At 38.6% G+C, this 22422-nt stretch carries 27 protein-coding genes; 15 read left to right on the top strand and 12 right to left on the bottom strand.

Annotated features, from left to right (window positions below):
* The first annotated feature begins 2 nt into the window (after positions 1 to 2).
* The 13 genes from MED134_RS07035 (at position 3) to MED134_RS06975 (ending at position 11809) form a co-directional block, all read left to right on the top strand.
* Complete coding sequence (locus MED134_RS07035) at positions 3 to 1211, top strand: NADH:ubiquinone reductase (Na(+)-transporting) subunit B (protein ID WP_021778070.1); 1209 nt, start codon at positions 3 to 5, stop codon at positions 1209 to 1211.
* A gap of 2 nt (positions 1212 to 1213) precedes the next feature.
* Complete coding sequence (locus MED134_RS07030) at positions 1214 to 1960, top strand: Na(+)-translocating NADH-quinone reductase subunit C (RefSeq protein WP_021778071.1); 747 nt, start codon at positions 1214 to 1216, stop codon at positions 1958 to 1960.
* Complete coding sequence (locus tag MED134_RS07025; RefSeq protein WP_021778072.1) at positions 1960 to 2607, top strand: NADH:ubiquinone reductase (Na(+)-transporting) subunit D; 648 nt, start codon at positions 1960 to 1962, stop codon at positions 2605 to 2607. Before MED134_RS07030 ends, MED134_RS07025 begins: the two co-directional genes overlap by 1 nt.
* Positions 2608 to 2658: 51 nt before the next feature.
* The gene (nqrE, locus tag MED134_RS07020; protein WP_021778073.1) at positions 2659 to 3393 is read left to right on the top strand and encodes an NADH:ubiquinone reductase (Na(+)-transporting) subunit E; all 735 of its coding nucleotides are present in this window, start codon (positions 2659 to 2661) and stop codon (positions 3391 to 3393) included.
* A gap of 2 nt (positions 3394 to 3395) precedes the next feature.
* Positions 3396 to 4703: an NADH:ubiquinone reductase (Na(+)-transporting) subunit F gene (nqrF, locus tag MED134_RS07015; protein WP_021778074.1), complete on the top strand. Its 1308-nt coding sequence runs from the start codon at positions 3396 to 3398 to the stop codon at positions 4701 to 4703.
* 204 nt (positions 4704 to 4907) lie between these two features.
* Positions 4908 to 6614, top strand: coding sequence for an OmpA family protein (locus MED134_RS07010; RefSeq protein ID WP_021778075.1), 1707 nt, complete (start codon positions 4908 to 4910; stop codon positions 6612 to 6614).
* Positions 6615 to 6731: 117 nt separating this feature from the next.
* Positions 6732 to 7616, top strand: coding sequence for a hypothetical protein (locus tag MED134_RS07005; protein ID WP_021778076.1), 885 nt, complete (start codon positions 6732 to 6734; stop codon positions 7614 to 7616).
* A 91-nt stretch (positions 7617 to 7707) separates the two neighbouring features.
* Positions 7708 to 8232 (top strand): hypothetical protein, encoded by a 525-nt coding sequence (locus tag MED134_RS07000; RefSeq protein WP_021778077.1) that lies wholly within the window; start codon positions 7708 to 7710, stop codon positions 8230 to 8232.
* A 21-nt stretch (positions 8233 to 8253) separates the two neighbouring features.
* Positions 8254 to 8871 carry a hypothetical protein gene (locus tag MED134_RS06995; protein ID WP_021778078.1) on the top strand — a complete coding sequence of 206 codons (618 nt, stop codon included), beginning with the start codon at positions 8254 to 8256 and terminating at the stop codon, positions 8869 to 8871.
* A 122-nt stretch (positions 8872 to 8993) separates the two neighbouring features.
* Positions 8994 to 9665 (top strand): sensor histidine kinase, encoded by a 672-nt coding sequence (locus MED134_RS06990; protein ID WP_202807058.1) that lies wholly within the window; start codon positions 8994 to 8996, stop codon positions 9663 to 9665.
* Complete coding sequence (locus MED134_RS06985; RefSeq protein ID WP_021778080.1) at positions 9637 to 10383, top strand: LytR/AlgR family response regulator transcription factor; 747 nt, start codon at positions 9637 to 9639, stop codon at positions 10381 to 10383. Before MED134_RS06990 ends, MED134_RS06985 begins: the two co-directional genes overlap by 29 nt.
* 65 nt (positions 10384 to 10448) lie before the next feature.
* The gene (locus tag MED134_RS06980; protein WP_021778081.1) at positions 10449 to 10811 is read left to right on the top strand and encodes a hypothetical protein; all 363 of its coding nucleotides are present in this window, start codon (positions 10449 to 10451) and stop codon (positions 10809 to 10811) included.
* Positions 10811 to 11809 carry an FAD:protein FMN transferase gene (locus tag MED134_RS06975; RefSeq protein WP_021778082.1) on the top strand — a complete coding sequence of 333 codons (999 nt, stop codon included), beginning with the start codon at positions 10811 to 10813 and terminating at the stop codon, positions 11807 to 11809. The genes MED134_RS06980 and MED134_RS06975 overlap by 1 nt, the downstream gene beginning before the upstream one ends.
* 3 nt (positions 11810 to 11812) lie before the next feature.
* Here the strand turns inward: MED134_RS06975 and MED134_RS06970 are convergent, their stop codons facing one another.
* From MED134_RS06970 to MED134_RS06930, 9 genes are all read right to left on the bottom strand, one after another.
* Entirely contained in the window at positions 11813 to 12577 is a 765-nt protein-coding gene (locus tag MED134_RS06970) for a class I SAM-dependent methyltransferase (RefSeq protein ID WP_021778083.1), read from the bottom strand.
* Positions 12578 to 12580: 3 nt separating this feature from the next.
* Positions 12581 to 13402 (bottom strand): type I methionyl aminopeptidase, encoded by an 822-nt coding sequence (map, locus tag MED134_RS06965; RefSeq protein ID WP_021778084.1) that lies wholly within the window; start codon positions 13400 to 13402, stop codon positions 12581 to 12583.
* Positions 13403 to 13407: 5 nt separating this feature from the next.
* Positions 13408 to 13869, bottom strand: coding sequence for a BT0820 family HAD-type phosphatase (locus MED134_RS06960; protein ID WP_038601003.1), 462 nt, complete (start codon positions 13867 to 13869; stop codon positions 13408 to 13410).
* 109 nt (positions 13870 to 13978) lie between these two features.
* Positions 13979 to 14365: a DUF805 domain-containing protein gene (locus MED134_RS06955; protein WP_021778086.1), complete on the bottom strand. Its 387-nt coding sequence runs from the start codon at positions 14363 to 14365 to the stop codon at positions 13979 to 13981.
* A gap of 131 nt (positions 14366 to 14496) precedes the next feature.
* Positions 14497 to 15069, bottom strand: coding sequence for a thioredoxin family protein (locus MED134_RS06950; protein WP_021778087.1), 573 nt, complete (start codon positions 15067 to 15069; stop codon positions 14497 to 14499).
* The gene (locus MED134_RS06945; RefSeq protein WP_038597394.1) at positions 15059 to 15691 is read right to left on the bottom strand and encodes a thioredoxin family protein; all 633 of its coding nucleotides are present in this window, start codon (positions 15689 to 15691) and stop codon (positions 15059 to 15061) included. Before MED134_RS06945 ends, MED134_RS06950 begins: the two co-directional genes overlap by 11 nt.
* A gap of 11 nt (positions 15692 to 15702) precedes the next feature.
* A complete protein-coding gene (gene gpmI, locus MED134_RS06940; protein WP_021778089.1) occupies positions 15703 to 17217 on the bottom strand; it encodes a 2,3-bisphosphoglycerate-independent phosphoglycerate mutase in 1515 nt (504 codons plus the stop codon).
* A gap of 90 nt (positions 17218 to 17307) precedes the next feature.
* A complete protein-coding gene (locus MED134_RS06935) occupies positions 17308 to 18093 on the bottom strand; it encodes a M48 family metalloprotease (RefSeq protein ID WP_021778090.1) in 786 nt (261 codons plus the stop codon).
* A gap of 135 nt (positions 18094 to 18228) precedes the next feature.
* The gene (locus tag MED134_RS06930; protein ID WP_021778091.1) at positions 18229 to 19293 is read right to left on the bottom strand and encodes a branched-chain amino acid aminotransferase; all 1065 of its coding nucleotides are present in this window, start codon (positions 19291 to 19293) and stop codon (positions 18229 to 18231) included.
* A gap of 81 nt (positions 19294 to 19374) precedes the next feature.
* On the opposite strand from MED134_RS06930, the gene MED134_RS06925 reads away from it, so the two are divergent.
* Both MED134_RS06925 and mnmD read left to right on the top strand, forming a co-directional pair.
* Entirely contained in the window at positions 19375 to 19923 is a 549-nt protein-coding gene (locus MED134_RS06925; RefSeq protein ID WP_038597391.1) for a DUF4920 domain-containing protein, read from the top strand.
* An 86-nt stretch (positions 19924 to 20009) separates the two neighbouring features.
* Positions 20010 to 20693, top strand: coding sequence for a tRNA (5-methylaminomethyl-2-thiouridine)(34)-methyltransferase MnmD (mnmD, locus tag MED134_RS06920; protein ID WP_021778093.1), 684 nt, complete (start codon positions 20010 to 20012; stop codon positions 20691 to 20693).
* Here the strand turns inward: mnmD and MED134_RS06915 are convergent.
* The 3 genes from MED134_RS06915 to MED134_RS06905 are packed head-to-tail and all read right to left on the bottom strand — an operon-like array spanning position 20685 to position 22419.
* Positions 20685 to 21083 carry a DUF2809 domain-containing protein gene (locus MED134_RS06915; protein ID WP_021778094.1) on the bottom strand — a complete coding sequence of 133 codons (399 nt, stop codon included), beginning with the start codon at positions 21081 to 21083 and terminating at the stop codon, positions 20685 to 20687. The genes mnmD and MED134_RS06915 overlap by 9 nt on opposite strands.
* The gene (locus tag MED134_RS06910) at positions 21080 to 21475 is read right to left on the bottom strand and encodes a hypothetical protein (RefSeq protein WP_021778095.1); all 396 of its coding nucleotides are present in this window, start codon (positions 21473 to 21475) and stop codon (positions 21080 to 21082) included. The genes MED134_RS06915 and MED134_RS06910 overlap by 4 nt, the downstream gene beginning before the upstream one ends.
* A 26-nt stretch (positions 21476 to 21501) precedes the next feature.
* The gene (locus MED134_RS06905) at positions 21502 to 22419 is read right to left on the bottom strand and encodes a glutaminase (RefSeq protein ID WP_021778096.1); all 918 of its coding nucleotides are present in this window, start codon (positions 22417 to 22419) and stop codon (positions 21502 to 21504) included.
* Positions 22420 to 22422 lie beyond the last annotated feature (3 nt).

The raw sequence follows: 22422 nt of genomic DNA, 5'->3' as shown, positions 1-22422 counted from the left end.
TTATGGGAATGAAAGAAAGTTTACATAAGCTTAAAATGAAGTATGAAGGGAAGAAGATGGCTCCGGCTTTCAACGCACTTCACACTTTTTTATACGCTCCAAACGAGACTACACACAGTGGTGGTCACATAAGAGCGGTAGATGATTTAAAACGTACAATGAACACGGTAATCATAGCATTGATTCCTTGTTTGTTATTTGGAATATTTAATGCTGGTTACCAGCATTATCTCGCAACAGGAGAGATTGAAGCAGCTCAAGGGTTCTTTAGTACTAACTTCTGGAATCTAGATAACTTCTCTATAGGAGCTTGGACAGTACTGCCATTAGTAATTGTTTCTTACGGTGTAGGATTACTTGTAGAATTTATTTTTGCTGTTATAAAAGGACACGAGGTAGAGGAGGGTTACTTAGTGACTGGAATGCTTGTGCCACTTATTGTACCTATAGACATTCCATTATGGATGCTTGCGGTAGCAGTTGTTTTTGGTGTAGTAATAGGTAAAGAAGTTTTTGGAGGTACAGGGATGAATATCCTAAACCCAGCACTGACTATACGTGCTTTCTTATTCTTTGCATACCCAACGTGGATGTCTGGAGATAAGGTGTGGGTACACGAAGCAGTAGAGAGAGCAGGAACACCAGATGCAATATCTGGAGAAACTATCTTAGGTAGTTATGCTCAAAATGCTGCCACGATTAATTATGACTACACAGATATGTTCTTAGGATTTATTCCTGGATCTGTAGGGGAGACTTCTAAAATACTCATTATTGTAGGAGCCTTATTCTTAATCTTTACAAAGATAGGTAGCTGGAGAATCATACTTTCTACTATAGTAGGAGCACTAGCAATGGGACTTATCTTTAATGGAGTTGTAGATGCAGGATGGATAGATGATACTAGTAAGTTTTATGGCTTAATGAGTGTTCCTTTCTGGCAACACCTTATAATAGGTAGTATTTTATTTGGAGCAGTATATATGGCAACAGACCCGGTAACTGCATCACAAACTAATAAAGGGAAATACATTTACGGTTTCTTAATAGGTTTTATATCTATTATGATACGTGTATTTAACCCAGCATACCCAGAAGGAGTATTCCTAGCGATCTTATTAATGAACGTATTTGCTCCTACAATTGATCACTACGTGGTACAAGGGAATGTGAAGAGAAGAATGAAGCGTCTTAAACTTAAAACAGCATAACGATGGCAAAGACAGACGGAAACGGATATACAATTCTCTTTGCGACTATTATGGTAGTCGTAGTAGGAGGAGTTCTAGCAGGACTAGCACAAGGTCTTAAGCCTGCTATTAAAGAAAATGAGCGCTTTGAAAAGCAGCAGAACATTCTTTATGCAATGGGCGTAAATGAGAATGTAGAAGGAGATGGAGGTGTAAACTTCATCCCTACAGATAAGGTAGAAGCAGAGTACGATAAGTACATTAAAGAAGCTTACATCATCCAGAATGGTAAAGTGACTCAAAGTGATGAGGCATTTACTGTAGATATGAAGAAGCAAAGCAAGTTGCCTAAAAATGAGCGCAAGATGCCTCTTTTTGTAGGAGAGCGTGATGGTAAACAATTTTTTGTTGTGCCTATGTACGGTAAAGGACTTTGGGATGCTATCTGGGGATATGTAGCGCTAGATAAAGATCTAGTTGTACAAGGTGTATTTTTTGATCACAAAGGAGAGACTCCTGGTCTAGGTGCAAACATTAAAGAACGTTACTTTATGGACGACTTTACTGGTGAGCAAATTATGTCAGACACTCAGTACTCAGGTATCACAGTTGCAAAAGGTAACAATGATCCAAAAAATGAACGTAAGGACGATAATAAAGTAGATGCTCTAGCAGGTGCAACGATCACTGGTGACGGTGTGAGTGCAATGATTAAAAGCACGCTTAAGAGCTACGTTCCAGTAATTAAAGATTTTAAAACCAAAGCATAATGGCGATACTATCAAAAAAAGATCAACGACTCATTCTTGATCCATTAGCAGATGATAACCCAATTACTATTCAAGTATTAGGTATCTGTTCGGCCCTAGCAATTACTGCTCAGCTTAAAGCGTCTATCGTAATGGCAGTATCGGTACTATTTGTACTAGGTATTGGTAACGTAGTGATATCGCTTATGCGTAACATCATACCATCAAAAATTAGAATTATTGTACAACTTATCGTTGTGGCAACACTTGTAATTGTAGTAGACCAGACGCTCAAGGCATTTGCTTATGAGCTTAGTAAAGAACTTTCAGTCTTTGTAGGTCTTATCATTACAAACTGTATCATTATGGGACGTTTTGAAGCTTTTGCTTTAGGTAATGGTCCATACAGATCATTTTTAGACGGGATAGGTAACGCACTTGGTTATGGTGTGATCTTAATCATAGTAGGTTTCTTCAGAGAGCTATTAGGTTCAGGAACGCTTCTAGGTATTAAAGTACTAGGAGATCCTATAGAAAAAACAGGATTATACAGCATAGGCTACGAGAATAACGGTTTTATGTTACTATCACCTATGGCACTTATCGTAGTTGGACTCATTATCTGGGTACAGCGTAGTAAGAACCCTGCACTCGTAGAAGAGAACTAGAAAATGAATTATCACGCTTTCGCGAAAGCGTAAACCTATAAAATCAAAGATATGTTAGAGCATATTGAATTATTTTTCAAATCGATTTTCATAGACAATATGGTATTTGCCACCTTCTTAGGAATGTGTTCTTACCTAGCCGTGTCTAAAAAAGTGTCAACCGCTGTTGGTCTTGGTGCTGCTGTCATATTTGTACTAGCAGTAACAGTGCCTATAAACTGGCTACTTGACCAGTATATTCTTCGTGATGGCGCACTAGCGTGGTTAGGACCAGAATATGCAGATTATGACTTAAGTTTCTTATCATTCATACTATTTATCGCAACTATTGCAACAATGGTACAACTGGTAGAGATTGTAGTAGAGAAGTTCTCTCCGTCATTATATAACTCACTTGGTATTTTCTTACCACTTATTGCAGTAAACTGTGCCATCTTAGGAGGGTCATTATTTATGCAATCTAGAGATATCCAAACGTTAGGTCTTGCCTTTAACTACGGTATATCTTCAGGTATAGGTTGGTTCCTTGCAATTCTTGCAATTGCGGCGATACGTGAGAAAATACGTTACTCAAATGTTCCTGCTCCATTAAGAGGTCTTGGTATTACTTTTATCATTACAGGTCTTATGGCAATAGGTTTTATGAGTTTTGGAGGAATGCTTACAGGTGGTGACGAAGAAGAAGCTGCACCAGCAACCGATGCTGCTCAAATAGAGTTACAAGAAGAAAATACGCAACCCGTAGCTATGATCGAGGTTGAAATTGCTAACGAAAAAGAAAACTAATTATGTTACTAGCTGCATCAATGTCTGGCGTTGTTATCGCCACAATCGCTGCCTTTTTAGTGCTTACGTTAATCCTTGTGGGCTTATTGCTTTTTACTAAGCAAAAGTTATCTCCATCAGGACCTGTAACAATTACTATAAATGGTGAAAAAGAAGTTGAAGTTGCCTCTGGAGGTACGCTCTTATCAACTCTTGGAAACAATAAAATATTTTTACCATCTGCTTGTGGAGGTGGAGGTACTTGTATACAATGTGAGTGTCACGTTCTTGAAGGAGGTGGAGAAGCATTACCTACAGAGACACCACACTTCTCTCGTAAGGAGCTTGCTCACGGAGCACGTCTTGCTTGTCAAGTAAAGGTGAAGCAAAATATGAACATCACGATTCCAGAAGAAGTTTTTGGAATTAAAAAATGGGAGGCAACGGTTGTACGTAACTATAACGTAGCATCATTCATTAAAGAATTTGTAGTTGAGATACCAGAAGATATGGGGTATAAAGCTGGAGGATATATCCAGATTGAAATCCCTGAGTGTACGATTAACTATAAGGATATAGATATCACGGCTCACCCAGAAGAGCACGAAACACCAGATAAGTTTCAAGCAGAGTGGGATAAGTTTGGTCTATGGCCACTTACAATGAAAAATAATGAGACTGTAGAGCGTGCATACTCTATGGCTTCTTTTCCAGCAGAGGGACGCGAGATTATGCTTAACGTGCGTATTGCTACGCCGCCGTGGGATCGTGCTAAAAACCAATGGATGGATGTTAACCCTGGGGTTGCTTCATCATACATATTTGCACAGAAGCCAGGTGATAAAGTAGTTATCTCTGGGCCTTATGGAGAATTCTTCATAAACGAATCTGAAGCAGAAATGCTTTACGTAGGAGGAGGAGCAGGAATGGCACCTATGCGTTCACACCTGTATCACCTTTTCAAAACCCTTAAAACAGGACGTACGGTTACTTACTGGTATGGAGGACGTTCTAAGCGTGAGTTATTCTACTTAGAGCACTTCCGTGAGTTAGAGAGAGAATTCCCTAACTTTAAATTTTATCTAGCGCTTTCTGAGCCTATGGAAGAAGATAACTGGAAAGTAAAAGACTCTACAGATGGAGAAGGAGACGGTTTTGTAGGTTTCATTCACCAAGTAGTAATTGACCAGTACTTAAGCAAGCACGAGTCACCAGAAGATATCGAACTTTATTTCTGTGGTCCTCCACTTATGAACAACGCTGTTCAGAAAATGGGAGAAGATTATGGAATTCCAGATGAGAACATCCGTTTTGATGACTTTGGAGGATAGTATATAATTTCGCTTTCGCGAAAACCTTAACACCCGATACAGCAATGTATCGGGTTTTTTTATACGTTTTCGCGAAAGCGTACATATCTATTATCATTTTATAATTACCGTTGCTGTACTCAAAACTACCGTTCGTGTAGTGGCTATTTTACACCTTAAGTAACTGGTTCATATTTGCATCATTATTAACAACAACTTTTAATTATGAAAGCATTTATGAAAACCGTCGTACTACTCGTAGTATTCGCTTGCACTTGGGGGAGTGTAGCGCAGACACATCCTGACCACAATTACTGGCAGTTGAGTCCCCGAGTAGGATATGATTTTCCTACATATGATAATGATACTCCTTTTATAGATTATCAAGGAGGTATTGAACTGGGTCTCTCTGTAGACTATTACTGGAGATGGTTTGGTGTAGGGCTAGATCTTGATTACATTAAAAACAGTCCGGAGAGCACGTTTCCTATAGATAATCTTATAGATATCTCAGGAACAACACTCACAGATTTCTCTTTGAGAGAGGAGGGTATTACTAGATTCTTTTATGGTATAGGACCTAACTTTCAGTATGTGTCACCCAGTAATAAGTTTAAAGCAGAGCTAAATCTTAGAGGTGGTCTTGCTAGTATAAAAGGCGGACTGACTCAGTTGAGAGAGAATACTGTTATAAATGATCGATTGAACTTTCACGCAGGTTATGATGAGGGTAGTGTTCTTACGGGTAAAGCCCAACTGAGATTTACCTATTTCTTTAATCAAACTTTTGGCATACACGCAGGAGCTTACTATATGAGACATTTTGCTGTACAAGAGAGTCTTGATGGTGGTATGGCTGCTAGATATTATGATGCTACTATTTCAGAGCAGGGTAGCAGTCTCACCGGTGATATTTACACGCGTGCAGAAGCTTGTGAGCACGATATATCATCTGTAGGCCTATTTGCAGGATTAACTATAAAGTTAAAATCTAAGCACGATAATAAGTGTTGTACTAGTTGTGAGAAGTACTCGCTGGCGGTGACAGCTCGTGATAAGTTTACAAGAGAAGTACTACCTGATACAGATGTTGCTTTGCGTGATAGCGCAGGTAATATTGTGCAAACAGGAACTACAAATACCTTTGGTATAGTAGTGTTTAATGACATAGCAAAAGATGATTATGTTATAGATGGGCAACTTTATGAGGTGGGTCTAACTAGTAACAATGCAGGAGCTTCTGAGTTTAAAGAAGGACAGACTTTACAAAAGGAGATTCTTTATGAAGACGAGAACTTTATTCTTCAAGGTAAAGCCGTTATCTGTAATACTGCAACTGGACTACCTGGTGTAGATGTCATTATAAAAAATCTCACAGCTGCAGAACAAAAAAGTACAATCACAGATGAGAATGGTACCTACATATTACATATAGGGCAACGTGGCTCTTATGAGTTGAGAGGTAAGAAAGATAAATACTTTTCTCAAACGGTTACAATAAACCCAGCCGAGTATGACAGAAGTACAACACTCTTTGTAAAGCTTGAGATCTGTCTAGAAGAAGCAGAGTGTGGTAAAGCCATTACACTAAATAATATTTTATATGATCTGGATAAATATGATATACGTCCAGATGCACGACCAGAGCTTAATAGGCTTGCACAGTTTATGAAAGATAATCCTGGTATACGTGTAGAGGTAAGCTCGCATACAGATTCTAGAGCGTCAGACTCTTATAACCAAACGCTATCTCAAAACAGAGCAAATGCCGCGGTAGACTATGTAGTCTCGCAAGGTGTAAGCCGAAGCAAAATCACAGGTAAGGGATACGGTGAGTCAAGATTACTTAATGAGTGTGCAGATGGGGTTTCTTGTAGTGAGACAAAACACCAAATAAACAGACGCACAGAGATGAAAGTAATCTGTAATTAAAATTAAGTGTTAGCCAAAGGGACTGCTCTATCACAACAATCATTGTTGAACTATGATCTGATAAGGTGTTGATAATTAGCTTAGATAAAGCGGTCCTTTTTTTAATCTAAAAATAAAATGAAAACAATATATAAAATAACAATAATGATGTCACTAGCCATTCTAGGAGTGAGCTGTAGTGATGATGAGTGTGGGTATGAAGTAACTCAAAGTATAGATTGCCCGAGCTTAGGGCTTAATATAGGAGACGCTTGTTCTGTAAATGGCGATGGGGTTTCTAATGGGACTGTAAATGAGTTTTGTGAGTGTATTCCAGATTTCACTTTAATTTCTGAATGCCCTGGATTTTTTCAAAATGGTGACTTTGAAATTACAACAGGAGACCCTAATACTGTAGTTGATAATGATATTGACTTAGCAACTGGCTGGGGTCCATTATGGCAATCTGGAAGTCTCGCAGATCTTTTTGACGATACGACAACAAATTATGGTGCTGGATGTTTTGTAGGGCCTACCCCACAATCTGGAGTTTTTGCAGGTATGTGGGTTGAGAATAATAGCAATGCAGATGCTGGTGCTACATTTAGAGAAGGTTTTTTTAATCAACTCAATGCTGTTATAAGCCCCAATACTGGGACTTATACACTCAGTTTTGATTATGCAAATATGAGTCAAGCTTGTGCAACGTCAAATGACATCAAGGTAGGGATTTATGGAGTTAATTATGATACAAGTACACCGCTACCTGCAAACCCTACTGGAGTAGGAACACCGTCTAATCTAGATTTGTTTGGTTCTTCAAACACGGTTTACCTTGGTGAGGTTACCATCACATCTGGTACTACAAATACGTACACGAGTGTGTCATTTGCATTAGATACAAATACGTTGCCTATGCCACCAGCCGGATTCAACCATATTATGATATCAAATTCTCATTTACCATTTGAGGATTTTGGGAGAATGTTCGTTGGGTTTGATAACTTCTGTCTAATCAATTAATAAAATAAGGCCTTAGAGCTATAGAGCTCTAGGGCTTAAATTTTAACTAGTAATATTTAGCTATATTTAAGCATAACTAACCATTCTAATTATGAAAACATTCAAACAATTAGCAGTTCTTGCTGTACTATCTACTTTGTTAATCTCTTGTTGTGACTGTCCGAGCGGCGCCCCAGACCCTCAACATATAATAAGTGAAAACGACGCATATCAATTACAACAAACTTATTTTAATAACCAGCATAAGTATATTACCATAGGTGTAGAAGGTCAATATCAAAACGGAGAGCCAGATAATGTAGGTGTCATTGTTAAGGATATTGATGATTTACAAAAATATTTGATTAATATAAAAAAAGAAGCCATTGCACAGGGAAAACAAAATCCTGGAGCAGTGATATACTTTGGAGCAAAGAATGATGAAAACAATGTCCCAAGGTCAACTGTTTTTTTTCAAGCGATGCACGCAACTCCAGATCCTGATAGTGACGATCCAGATTTTCCTGATACTGATGATTATAAGAAATTCTCATATCCACACGCTTTTTATGATAAGTTAGACCCTATGGGTAAAGAACCAGGTGATGCGGAGCCTGTTGAAGGAGGTTCCAATTAGTATATTTAAAACAGCAAATTAATGATGAGTGATATTTTGTTAATTGTGACAAAGCTTGCTTTGTTCTTATCTGCAATCATATCTTTTTGGCGTTGGAAAGAGCTTAAGCTAGGAAATCTGGTTTACTTTCCATTTTATATGTTATTTGTGGTTTTAATTGAAGTTTGCTCTCATTTCAATGGTATAAGCAGTATTGATAAACTATTGTATACCTTATTTGACATAGTTACATATCTATTTTTTATAAGTTGGTTTTATAAAATTCTTAGCAAGAATAAACTTGTCGTTTTATTGGCTGTATGCTATGTTATTTCATTAATTTTTAGCTTGATACTTGAGGATATAACTGGAGAGTTAAAGATTCAGTCTACAGTAGGTACGATGATAATGTTTTTACTTTCCATTTTGTTTTATACCTCTCTTATAAAATCAAATCAATTAATAGATTTTATTAGATTACCAGCTTTTTGGATTGTCACTGGCATATTAATTTTTACTTTAGGTTATTTACCTATAACATTCAGTCTTACTAAAGATTTTTTACCTAGTCGTAACGTGGTCTACCTTATTCTGGTAGTTGTAAATGTTCTTTTGTATGGCTTTTTTTCAATAGCATTTTTATGTCCTCAGAAAAGATAGATTCTGTTTTACTAATTTCAGTGTTCTCCATTTTAGCAATTATTGGTGCGCTCATTTTTATTTTTACAGTATTTATAAAGCAGAGAAATAAACTGGTTAAAGAAAAATATGAGAATCAGATAATGAGTGAGCGACAACAACACGCCCTAGAACTCCAAGCGCTACGCTCACAAATGAATCCGCATTTTGTGCATAATTCTCTCAATGCAATTCAGTATTATATACAGCGCAATGAGGTAGAGCTGTCTGAGATTTATTTGACTAAGTTTTCAAAATTAATACGGTCGTTTTTTACGCTTTCGCGAAAGCGTCATATTACCATAGCGCAAGAGATATCCTTATTAGAAAATTATCTCTCTATTGAGCAATTACGATTTGAGGACAAGCTTAACTATAGCATCACAAAAGATACCGAGCTTGATGAGGAAGACATTATACCCACAATGTTGTTGCAACCTATAGTTGAAAATGCTGTAAATCACGGTATTTTTCACAAAGCTACTACTGGTACTGTTGCGATTCATTTTGGCTACGTGAGTGAAGACTCTTTTAAAGTCACTATAATAGATGATGGTATAGGACTAGTAAAGTCTAAAGCAATATTTGATAACAGCGGCAAAGAACTTAATAACAGGTCGTCTAGCGTATTGCAAGATCGTCTCAATCTATTAGAATACAGTAATACTTGGAAAGTAAGCTACACACTAGAAGATAGAGAAGATACAGAGGGGGCGATAGCTACTTTAATTTTTAAACCCATAGAAGATGAATATACGAGCATACCTAGTAGATGATGAGCGCAAGGCGCTTGCTATCTTACGTTCTAAGCTAGAGAGGTATTGTCCGCAATTGACTATTGTGGGAGAGAGTCAAAGCCCCAAAAATGCCATTACAGAAATACAAGAGTTACAGCCAGATGTGATATTTTTAGATATCTCAATGCCGGAGATGACAGGTTTTGATATGCTCAAGTCTATTCCAAATCCAGCGTTTGAAATCATTTTTGTAACTGCTTATGATGAGTATGCCATCGAGGCAATACGCCATTGTGCTATAGGCTACATAGTAAAACCAGCAGATAAGGATGATCTAATCACGGCGGTCCACAAGGCTATTCAAAACGTAGAGCATAAGGATTCTTTGGCCAAAAACAAGCAGCTTATCGCAAATCTAGGGGTTCAAAATTTTCAAAAAAAGAAGATCGTAGTGCCCACTCAAAAAGGACTAGAGTTTATCCCTATACCGTCCATCATACGGTGTGAAGGAGTAGATGGGTATACAAAACTCTATTTAGAAGAAGGTAAAACTATGTTGAGTTCTAATAGTATAGGCCACTTTGTAAAGATGTTAGATAAAACAACGTTTTATCAAGTACATAAATCGCACCTTATCAATTTAGATCATATCATTTCTTACCTCAATGAGGGGTACGTCCAACTTACAGAAAATAATAAGGTGCCTGTATCCCGTAACAAGCGCAGTGATTTTTTAAACAACTTTAAAAGTAAGTAGTCTCTATAGTCTTAATAATAAGAGCAAATGTGTAAAGTAAGAACTGCAATAATTATCTTTGTAATATGGCAGAACTTCTTACAGAACAAGAGCTTCACAACCTAGCGATGAACATCGTAGGAGAAGATTTAAAGAGTCAAGGCTTTGAGTTTATGGCAGTAAATTCTAAGCTTAAAAAGGACCCGCAGTTTGTGGCTCTCAAGGATAAAAAATTACATTTTGTAATCGTAAGAGCACGTACATTTCCAGAAGATGCAAATGTGTATGATGAAGCTTTTATGATAAAAATGCGTGATCACGCACTCAAGTTTGAAGCACGTACATTTTATGCTGGGGTAGGACTAGGTCACGGAGACAATTATCAAAAGCCGGTAGAAAAAGATGCGGCTTACAGAGAGATTTATAACGGACTTCAAGAGATACAATAATGCGCATACTTTTATCACTTCTTATTGCTGTAAGTTTTCTAGCTTGTAAACAGTCACAAACCCCAGACGAAATTACAATCGCAGGTAACGCCTTTGGTACTAGTTATGGAGTAAAATATTTTGGAGAGGTAGCAGAGGCTCCACAAATTAAAAAGGGTATAGACTCTGTGGTAGCAGCGGTAAACCAGTCACTAAGCACGTACATTCCGCAAAGTGATATTTCAAAAATAAATAGAGGCGATACCACCGTTGTTGTAGATGCTATGTTTAAGGATGTATTTACGCTTTCGCGAAAGCTAAATAAAGCCACCTCAGGCTACTTTGACCCTACAGTAGGCACATTGCGCAATGCTTATGGATTTGGGGATACAGAAGCCTTTGAAACATTAGATGAGCCTACATTAGACTCATTAATGCAGTATGTAGGTTGGAGTAAAGTACAATTACAAGAAGATGGAACGATAAGCAAGACCGCATCAACTATTTATTTTGACTTTAATGCCATTGCAAAAGGGTATGGAGTAGATAGAGTGGCAGCTTATATGGGTTCAAAGGGGTTCAAAAACTACCTCGTAGACATAGGCGGAGAGATAGTGGCTGCAGGGACCAACCTCAATAAAGAACAGCGCTGGACAGTAGGAATAGAAAATCTAGATTCTAAAGTGACTGACAGAACGGCATCAGTTCTCGTAAGCCTTACAGACAAAGCAATGGCTGGCTCAGGAAACTACCGAAAGAATCGCGTTGACAAAGCTACGGGTAAACAATACGTACATACTATAAACCCACTTACGGGTTCTGCAGAGCGTAGTGATGTACTCAGTGCAACCATTATAGCAGATGATTGTGCCACGGCAGATGCCTGGGCTACGTCTTGTATGGCAATGGGGCTTGAGCGCTCAAAGGAGGCCTTAAAAGGTCAAAATATAGAAGCCTATCTCGTGTATGATGGAGGTGTTTTTATGACTTCTGGTTTTAACCAATATATACAGAAGTAACTACTACTTATAGCAAACAGGTATAATCTCGCCAGGGGCAAGACGATAACGGTCTACCTCTTCTGGGGTTAGTATAGTTGTATAATCTACTTCGTCTACCTTAAAACCTATGGTTCTAAGCTTTTCAAAATAATCTCTACCATACACGCGCACGTGGTCGTACTGTCCAAAGATTTTTGCGCGCTCATCACGGTCTGTGATGGTGTTATCTTCAAAGGTGGTTGCTCTATTTAATTCTTGAGGGATTTGTAATATCGCCATCCCGCCAGGGCTCAACACACGATATAGCTCTTGCATCGCCTTTGTATCATCAGGTATGTGCTCAAGCACGTGGTTACAAAAAATGAGGTCAAAACTATTTTCGGCAAATGGTAAATCACAAATATCTGCCTTAACATCTGCCAGTGGAGAGTTAAGGTCTGTGGTGGTGTAATCTAGGTGTGCGCTTTCGCGAAAGCGTTTATAAAAAGCTTGCTCTGGAGCAAAGTGAAGTACTTTTCTTTCTGCTTTAAAAAAATCTGTCTCACGCTGTAGCCACAGCCATAAAAGTCTGTGACGCTCTAGCGAAAGGGTAGATGGTGAGAGTACATTTTCTCTAGGAGTGCCATATCCATAAGGCAAGAATTTTTTAAAGGTCTTACCATCTATAGGGTCTTGATAGCGATTACCCTTAAGAGTAAGTGCCAGTAGTGGTCGCACCACATAACTCAACCTGATTAATAAAGGTCGAGGGATGGCATTTAAGAAAAATTTGAAAATTTTCTTCAAAGCTTATAATACTAGCGCTTGCTGGCGAAAAGGAGTTTCCTCATCACTCTCTATGCCTAATGCTTTGTAAATGTATGCAAACGTAGATAGCAGCTCAGGTTTACCATCTACAATGGCAACGTCGTGCTCAAAGTGAGCACTAGGTTGATTATCGCGAGTGGTGATTGTCCAGCCGTCATTGTGCTGTTTTATGTTTCTTGTTCCCATATTAGTCATAGGTTCTATGGCAACTACCATACCTTCTATAAACTTTTTACCACGACCACGTTTACCATAGTTAGGCATTTCTGGGTCTTCGTGCATTGTAGTACCTAGACCGTGACCTACGAGCTCACGTACAACTCCATAACCGTGGTCTTCGGTAAATTTTTGAATAGCATATCCTACATCACCTACGCGGTTACCTACTTTGAGTTGTTCTATACCCACATAAAGAGACTGCTTAGTTACCTCAAGTAGTTTTTTTACTTCTGGGCTTACTTCACCTACCTCAAACGTATAGGCGTGATCACCGTAAAATCCGTTTTTTATAGCACCACAATCTATAGAGATAATATCACCTTCTACAAGTGGCTTATCGTTTGGGATACCGTGTACAACCTGTTCATTAGGACTCATACATAGCGTGTTTGGGAAATCATAAAGCCCTAAAAATCCGGGTATGGCGTCTTGAGATCTTATGTAATCCTCTGCTAGTTTGTCAAGGTAGAGCGTGGTAACACCTGGCTTTACTTCACCAGCTAGCATCCCTAGTGTGCGTGATACTACAAGGGCGCTCTCACGCATCAATTCTATTTCTTCTCTGGTTTTTTGTATGATTGCCATTGCTATTAATCTTCTTTAAAAAGCTCTTCTATACGTGCCATAAAGCCACCTTTAGATTTTTTCTTTTTTGGTGTTTTCTTTTTTTTCTGTGTTGCCTTAAGGCTTTGCGTTTGTTCTTGCCCTTTGCCCAGTTTCTGATAGATTTCTCCCCAGCCTAACATTCCTCTTACATCCCTATCGTCTATAAAGATATCTGCATTTATCTTGCGGCTTATTTTTGGGCTCATTACTTCTTCTGGATAACTTTTATTTACCGCATAAAAGGTGAGTCCATTTTCTTTACAAAAGGCTACAGCTTCTTCTAGTTTATCTTGAGACCTATAGGTCCATAAGATCAATGAATTTCCTTCTTGCTGTAACTTTTTAAGTGTGTCAAAAGCAAATAATAATGGCTTACCAATTTTAGGATACGCATTTTCTACAATGGTACCGTCAAAGTCTACCGCTATGGTTTTTGTTTCTTTAATCACTTAAAATTTTATGCAAAATTACAAAAAGAACTACGGTTACGTTTATATAATAAGAAAGGGCTTCTATAAGTTTTATAGAAGCCCTTTTTAAAGTAGTTATTGTTCTTTACTGAATAAGATCACCTTTAGGGTCTGGTCCATACTGGTTCGGTCCGTGTGTTCCTTCTGTTGCCATTAATATTAAAAGCCAGATACCTCCTATAAAAGGTATAAAGGCAACAAAGTACCAAGAGCCGCTCTTATCTTGATCGTGTAGTCTTCTTACCGATACGGCTATAGATGGTATTATTATCGCAAGTATATAAAGCATAAGCAATAAACCGCCTGCCATCATAAGAGCTTCACTCTCCATCGCTGCTCCTGCTATGAAAGGGATATACATTAAGAAAGTAAATATCATATTAAATAAATAAAACATCCAGTACTCTTGACGACGTGCTCTACCGTCAAAATTTGCATAGTTATCTCGTACTACCTTTAAATACCATTCCATAAATTAATTGTGTTTTTTGATTAATGTTAATGTGGCTAAACTAAAGAATATTGCCTAGCTTTTTACAAGTATTAAAAAATAAAACCCTTCATAAATTATGAAGGGTTTTGATAATCTAAAGGTTGTTCATATTACTCCGCATAAGCGTGTTTATATTCTTGACCTGAGAGTATTTTTACCATATCCTTCTCTAGACTTTCTAACGGATACTCAACCACACGGCCTAGTTCCTTACCATCTTTAGTAAATATAAAAGTAGGAACATTTGTTATTTCTTTGTGATTTACTAGCTCTGCAGGTTCTGTTTTATCTTCAGAAACGGTTACTATATGAATAAGGTCACTATCGTAATCTATTTCATCAAGTATTTTAAAAAAGGCAGGTACCTCACGCTGGCTATCTTCACACCAGGTTCCCATAAATACGGTGACACGTACATCTGTAAGCCCCTTTTTTAAAGCAGGAAGACTCTCTGTATCTAGTGTGTGATCTTTATAACTCTGTATAAACCATTTATTATAAGCACGAGACTCGAGGGTATCTCTTTTAAACTCACCTATAAGTATAGGCGCTTCTTCCTCTAGAGGTGCTTCTGTAGCTACTTTTTCTTCTAGCTCTTCGGTAACTTGCTCTACTGTTTTGTGCTCATTACAAGCTGTTAATAGTACGGTAAGAGTGGCAAGAGCGATTATTTTAATTTTCATATGCGTGTTTGTAAGATTCTCCTTTTAAAATTTTAAGCATATCTGCTTCTAAGCTTTCTACAGGACGCTCAACGATACGACCTATTTCCTTTCCGTCTTTTTTAAAGATAAAAGTAGGAACGCGTATAATGTTATTTCCTGCTGTAAATTCCGTAGGCTTTTTCTTTGTGCGATCTACAGTAATTAACGTAAGGTCTTTTTTGCTAAAAGACGCATTGTCTAGTATTTTAAACATACGAGGTGTCTCACGCTTACTATCTCCACACCAAGTTCCCATAAAAGTTGTTATAGTAACGCCTTCTATCTCTTTTGTGATTTCTGGTATAAGTGCATCATCAGTTTTATACCGTGCATAGTTTGTGTTGTACCAGCTTCCAAATGGTGGTTGCTCTAGTGCTGTGCGATCTTCCTTACCCACGAGCATTGTCTTTACTTTAGGAGCAGGCCTTGCAGGTAAGGCAGGTTTTGTAGGGGTCGTAGGTTTTTCAATTCTATTACCTTTTGCAATCACTGTAGCTTTTTCTTCTTTTGGCGCCGTTGCCTGGGTTTCTGTAGCTGTTTTTGAAGTATTACAGCTTACAAGAACTACAGCTAGCAACCCTGTATAAAAGATATTTTTCATTTTCATATATTTTAGATTAAAGGTACACAATCCATTACATCTGGTTGTGGTACGCCTAGCAATTTTAAAACTGTAGGAGCCACATCAGATAGAATACCATTGTTGATTTTCTTGATGTCTTTATCGACTAGTATCACCGGTACTGGATTTGTCGTGTGCGCCGTATTAGGCGATCCATCTGGGTTGATCATCACCTCTGCATTACCGTGGTCTGCAATGATGATTACAGTATAATCATTTTCTTCGGCGGCGGTTACAATATCTTTTGTACAGCTGTCTACTGTCTCGCAGGCTTTTATTGCGGCTTCCATAACACCCGTATGACCTACCATATCTGGATTTGCAAAGTTAAGACACACAAAGTCTACGTCTCCTTTGTTTATTTCTGGAACAATTTTGTCACGTATCTCAAAAGCGCTCATTTCTGGCTGCAAGTCGTAAGTGGCAACCTTTGGCGAGGGAGCTAGCAATCTAGATTCTCCATCAAAAGGTTCTTCACGCCCTCCAGAAAAGAAGAAGGTTACGTGAGGATATTTTTCTGTCTCTGCGATGCGTATTTGTTTCTTGCCTGCGCTTTCTAGAACTTCACCAAGGGTATTTACGAGGTTGTCTTTGTCGTAAATAACTTTAATGCCTTTAAAGGTGTCATCATAGTTAGTCATTGTAACATAATACAGGTCAAGCTTTTTTGTGTCTTGCTCTGCAAAATCTTTTTGAGATAACATTTCCGTTAGTTCGCGACCGCGATCTGTTCTAAAATTAAAGAAAATCACCACGTCACCTTCTTGTACGGTAGAGATGGTCTCACCATCTTGAGTCACAAAAAGCGGATCTATAAACTCATCTGTTTTACCTGCGTCATAACTGGCTTGTATAGCTTGTTCTATATTTTTAGTAGGTGTTCCAGCTCCTTTGGTAATTAGATTATATGCAAGTGCAACGCGTTCCCATCGTTTATCTCTGTCCATTGCGTAGTAGCGACCTATGACAGATGCTAGTTGTGCGTTATGCGCTTTCGCGAAAGCAGAAATATCACCTATCATCTTTTTTCCAGATTTTGGATCTACATCTCTGCCATCAGAAAAAGCGTGAATGAAAGATTGTGGCACTCCTGCATTTTCGGCAGCGAGAATAAGTCCTTTAAGATGCTCAATGTGTGAGTGTACACCTCCATCAGAAACGAGACCGAGAAAGTGAACAGATTTGTTGTTTTCTTTCGCGAAAGCGAAAGCATCCTTAAGCGCTTGCTCATCTTTGAGCGTATCTTCTTTAAGTGCTTTATTGATCTTAGCAAAGTCTTGATAAACAATCCTTCCTGCGCCTAGGTTCATATGGCCCACTTCGCTATTACCCATCTGGCCCTCTGGCAGGCCTACATTCTCACCGTGGGTGAGTAGCTGTGCGTGCGGGTACTTATTGTAAAGGCTATCTATAAAAGGCGTTTGTGCCTGGTCTACGGCAGATACTTTCTTGTCTGGAGCCATACCCCAGCCATCTAGTATCATTAGGATTGTTTTTTTATTCATCGTCTTAGGTTGAGTAGTAAAGATAAAAACAAAACCTCGCGGGTGCGAGGTTTTAAAGGGGTTTTAACGAAAACGGTTGCGAGTATATTATTACATAGTCGCTGGTCCCGTATAACCATATTTCTGGATGCTCTCCTTGATTTGTTCTATGCGATTTTCTGGATCTGGGTGTGTGCTTGCAAACTCTGGTTGGCGGCTACCACCACTTGCAGCTTTGAGTATTTTCATCACGCCTATCATCTGGTACGGGTCATAACCAGCGCGTATCATAAAACGCACGCCTAGATCATCACTCTCTAACTCGTCATCACGACCATTACCTAGTAATATGTTTTGACCTATGGCACCTGCTGCGCCTCCCATACCTCCACCTACTTCTGCACCCATAGAGATGGTAGACCACATCTCTGAGTTTGCTACACGCTCTGCACTGTGTTTACCTAGTACGTGACCTATCTCGTGACCTAGTACTCCAGCAACCTGATCTTCATTTTCAAGTTTTGAGAGTAGGGCATAGGTGATAAAAATCTGGCCACCTGGTAATGCAAATGCATTAACCGTTTGCTCATCTTGCAATAAATGAAAATCATAGTTATAAGGTGTCTCTCTAGCCATACTTTCTTGTACGAGCTTGTGACCTACTTGATCTACAAAAGCTTGTAACTGCTGGTCTTGATGTAAGCCTCCGTGCTGCTCTGCCATAGCAGGCGCGTGTTGTAAGCCTATGGCAATCTCCTCTTCTGGAGACATTGTGATGCTTTGGGTTTTACCCGTATAAGGATTTTCTTCCTTGTTGCTACAGTTTTTAAAAAGTGCAAATGCAACAATGGCAACTCCTATAAGTAACCTGATCTTAAGACCGCTACCTCTTCTCATAATCTAGATGGTTGTTTTTATTAATGCTTACAAGGTAATAAAAAGTCTGTAGTCTCTTAGTATAATAGCCTTGTAGAAACTCAAAAACCGGAACAGCAGTTGCTATTCCGGTTTTTGTTTATGTATGGTGAAGTACTACTTTACAGCAACTCTCCAGCCGTATTTATCTTCTGTGCGGTTATATTGTATGTCGTTTAAGTCTTTTTTAAACTGTACTCCATAACTATTTTCTGGTGCATTGAGTTTGTGATCTTCACCCTTGTAAGCAAAGCTCTTAAAAGGAACTACTACTGCAGCAGTACCTACGCCAAAAATTTCTTTAAGCTCACCAGCTTGTGCAGCTTCTACAATCTCTTTTACGGCTACTGGTCTTACCTCTACAGTAATACCTGCTGCTTCTGCCAGTTGTATGATACTTTTACGTGTGATACCATTAAGGATAGTATCATTAGTAGGTGCTGTAAGAAGTTTGTCTCCCACACGGAAAAATACATTCATCGTACCTGCTTCTTCTAGGTATTCGTGTGTATTTGCATCTGTCCAGATTACCTGCTGGTATCCTTCTTCTTTTGCAAGATTAGTAGGGTAAAATTGTGCAGCATAGTTACCTGCAGCTTTTGCATAACCTACACCACCACTCGCGGCACGGCTATACTTTTCGGCAAATACTACGCTTACTTCACCAGAGTAATATGATTGAGCAGGCGCAAGAATAATCATAAACTTATACCTGTCTGATGGTGATGCAGATACTCCCGGTTGTGTTGCAATGTGAAAAGGGCGTATGTATAAAGAATTACCATCTCCGGCTTTTATCCAAGCTTCGTCTAGTTTAAGAAGCTCCATAAGACCTTCCATAAAAACTTCTTTAGGAAGTTCTGGCATTGCTAGACGTGCAGATGAGGTATTGATACGCTCCCAGTTATCTTCTGGACGAAATAAGAAGATATCTCCTTGATCATCTTTAAAAGCTTTCATTCCTTCAAAAACAGCTTGACCGTAGTGAAAAACTTTTGCACTAGGATCCATAGAGATAGGTCCGTAAGGTACTATTTCTGGTTGCTGCCATTGCCCGTTTACATATTCTACAGAAAACATATGGTCTGTAAAAACGCTTCCAAAAGCAAGGTTATTAAAATCAACATCAGCAATTTTACTGTTGTCTCGCTTTGTAATCTTAAGAGTAGAGGTTGTTTCCATAGTAACAAATTTAGTGATTTGTCATACTCGGTGATTGATTTTTGCATAATTTTACGATGTTCAACTTAAAACCAAATGATTATGAAACTATGTGCAACGATATTCTTAATTTTCTTGACATTACTAAGTTGTAAACAAGGAGAAGAGGGGAGTAATGACGCTTTCGCGAAAGCGGAATCAGAAAAAAAAGAAGAACTAGCTACAAATCAAACGATTGCTCAAAACGATTATGCTAGCTATGGAGCAACGATATCTCCAGAAAATACATTAACTAAAAGTGAGATTGCCGAAAAATATGCTTCACTTGCCGAAGGAGATACGGCGGTTGTAAAATTTCAAGCTCCAGTAAACGCTGTTTGTGCCTCAAAAGGATGCTGGATGCGACTGGATATAGCTGGTGAGGAGCAGGTATTTGTAAAATTTAAAGATTACGGATTTTTTGTCCCTACAGATACAGATGGAGGAGAGGCTATTGTAGAAGGCAAGGCATATCTAGAAGAAGTATCTGTAGATGAGTTGAGACATATGGCAAAAGACGGTGGCAAGTCTGAAGAAGAGATTGCAGCCATAACAGAGCCACAGAGAGAATTAAGATTTATGGCAGATGGTGTTCTCCTTAAATCAGAGTAAGAAGTAACTCGATATTGTTTTAAAAAGGGTGGGTGTAAGCCTGCCCTTTTTTATATGTTGCGGAAAGCAATAACTCCAAAAGAAAAATGAAAAGAGAAATAATTACCACGGCAGACGGCTCAAAGACCATACACATACCAGACTGGGATGAGCAGTATCATTCTAAACACGGTGCGATACAAGAGGCTAGACACGTTTTTCTTAGAACTGGGCTTGCTCATTATGTCACTACCTACCCAGATAAAAAAGAGATAGCTATCCTTGAGATGGGTTTTGGTACAGGTCTCAATGCCTTGCTTACCTATTATGAGGTGCATAAACATAAGGTGTCTTTTAATTATGTAGGAGCAGAGGCTTATCCCGTTTCTCAAGAAGAAGCCCAAGCTATGGAGTATGCTAGCCAGCTAGAGGAAGAGGATGCTACAAAAGTTTATAATGAGATGCACGACGTTGCCTGGGAGCAACCAGAAAAAATAAACGAGCACTTTACACTCACTAAGCGCACACAGCGTTTTGAAGATATTACAGATAGTGATGTTTTTGATCTTATTTATTTTGATGCCTTTGGCCCAAGAGTGCAGCCCACTTTATGGACAGAAGAAATCTTTGCAAAAATGTATGAAGCCTTAATACCAGGAGGAGTACTTACTACCTATTGTGCGCAAGGAGCTGCCCGTAGGGCAATGCAAGCTGCAGGTTTTGTAGTAGAGCGACTGCCTGGACCTCCAGGCAAGCGTGAGATGCTTAGAGCTAGCAAGCCGTTAGTGTGAAGCTAGTTTCTTTTTGTTTATAATCCATTCAGCACATACTATCGCGATAAAGCCCGCTATGTATGCTAGAATATCCCACCAAGAAAAAGAAGTGCCCAAGATCACTTGTGCCCATTTTTGATCTGCTAGGCCTATCTTATAAATAAAAGAAGAGGCTTGCAATCCCTCTATTATAAATGCAAATAGTAATACATAAAAGGCAACTTTAATCTTGCTTGAGAGGGTGTGACCTACAGAGAAAAACCCCATCACAAAGGCGTAGATTAATACAATAACAATCGTATCTCCTAAGTAGGGTCTTATAAAATCGTCGTGTATGTATGTTGCTATAATTACTTCAATAGCAAAAAGGACTAAAAAGAGAGTGATGTACTTAATGGAGATCTTCATTTGGACTTGAAGATGTTTATAACAACTCGTCCTAGAGATATCATAATAGTGATAGTTCCCGCAAATAGTAATCCAGAGATAACCGAAAATGTTCTACCAGTGTCAGAAACATATTTTTGCATTGCTTCAGATTGTTGTGGAGTAATCTCATTACCACTGAAAAATCCGTCACGGTTGAGATCAAATTTTTGCAAGGTTAGCTGTTGGGAGATGTCTTGATATAAAGCAGCACTCACAACAATAAAATAAACGCATAAAAAAAGGATAGGATTTATAAATAACCATTTACGACTGGCAAGTAATTTCTTTTTATAAAACCATAAAACTACTATGAGTAAAATAGTTATTAGTAATGCGATAATGAGATGTGTGGAAGGTTGTATTTGATTCATATGTGGTGCAAAGCTGTGGTAATATTTTAAAACACCGTATCCTGTGTTTCATCTGTGAAGTATTGTAAAAACTTCATTCCTCTATAGGAGTTGCCTTGTTTGTTAAGTTTTGGGCTCCATACAGCAATTGCATAACTACCAGGCAGTATGGCTACCATACCACCACCTACACCACTTTTACCTGGTAAACCTACTTTGTAAGCAAACTCGCCAGCTTCATCATAAAAACCACAGGTTTGCATAATGGCGTTAATGCGTTTCGCCTGATTGGGGGTGACAATTGTTTTGCCTGTGTTAAACTGCTTTCCTCGGTTTGCAAGAAAGCCGAACGTATATGAGAGTTGCTCACACGTCATCTCGATACTACATAGGTGAAAGTATAGGTCTGTAACCTGGTCGCAGGTATTTTTAATATTATTAAACGACTTTATAAAATTTGCAAGTGCAAAGTTGCGATAACCCGTTTGCTGCTCAGAATGAGCAATATTTTCAGAATACTGAAGATCTTCTATACCAGATACCTCGCGTATATAATCTAGCAGTGCTTCTTTTGGGTTATCAAAAAGCTCACAAATAATATCACATACCACAATAGCCCCTGCATTAATAAGCGGGTTTCTAGGGATGCCATTCTCACTCTCAAGTTGCACTAGTGAGTTAAAGGCAGTTCCAGAGGGTTCAAAATCCATACGTTTCCATAGGTCATCACCTATTTTAGAAAGCACGAGACTAAGTGATAGCACTTTTGCAATACTCTGTATAGAAAATTTTACAGTCGCATCACCCGCAGTAAACACCTCACCGGTCTGGGTGGTGAGACATACGCCAAATTTTGTATCATCTACCTTTGCAAGTTCTGGTATGTAGCTTGCTACATTGCCGCTATTTTCCATAGCGAGTACCTTCTTGTACGTTTTATCTACTATAGGCTGGCAATCTATCATTGT

This window comes from Dokdonia sp. MED134, from assembly GCF_000152925.2.
Lineage (GTDB): Bacteria > Bacteroidota > Bacteroidia > Flavobacteriales > Flavobacteriaceae > Dokdonia.
This window is presented reverse-complemented; position numbering and strand designations above follow the sequence as displayed.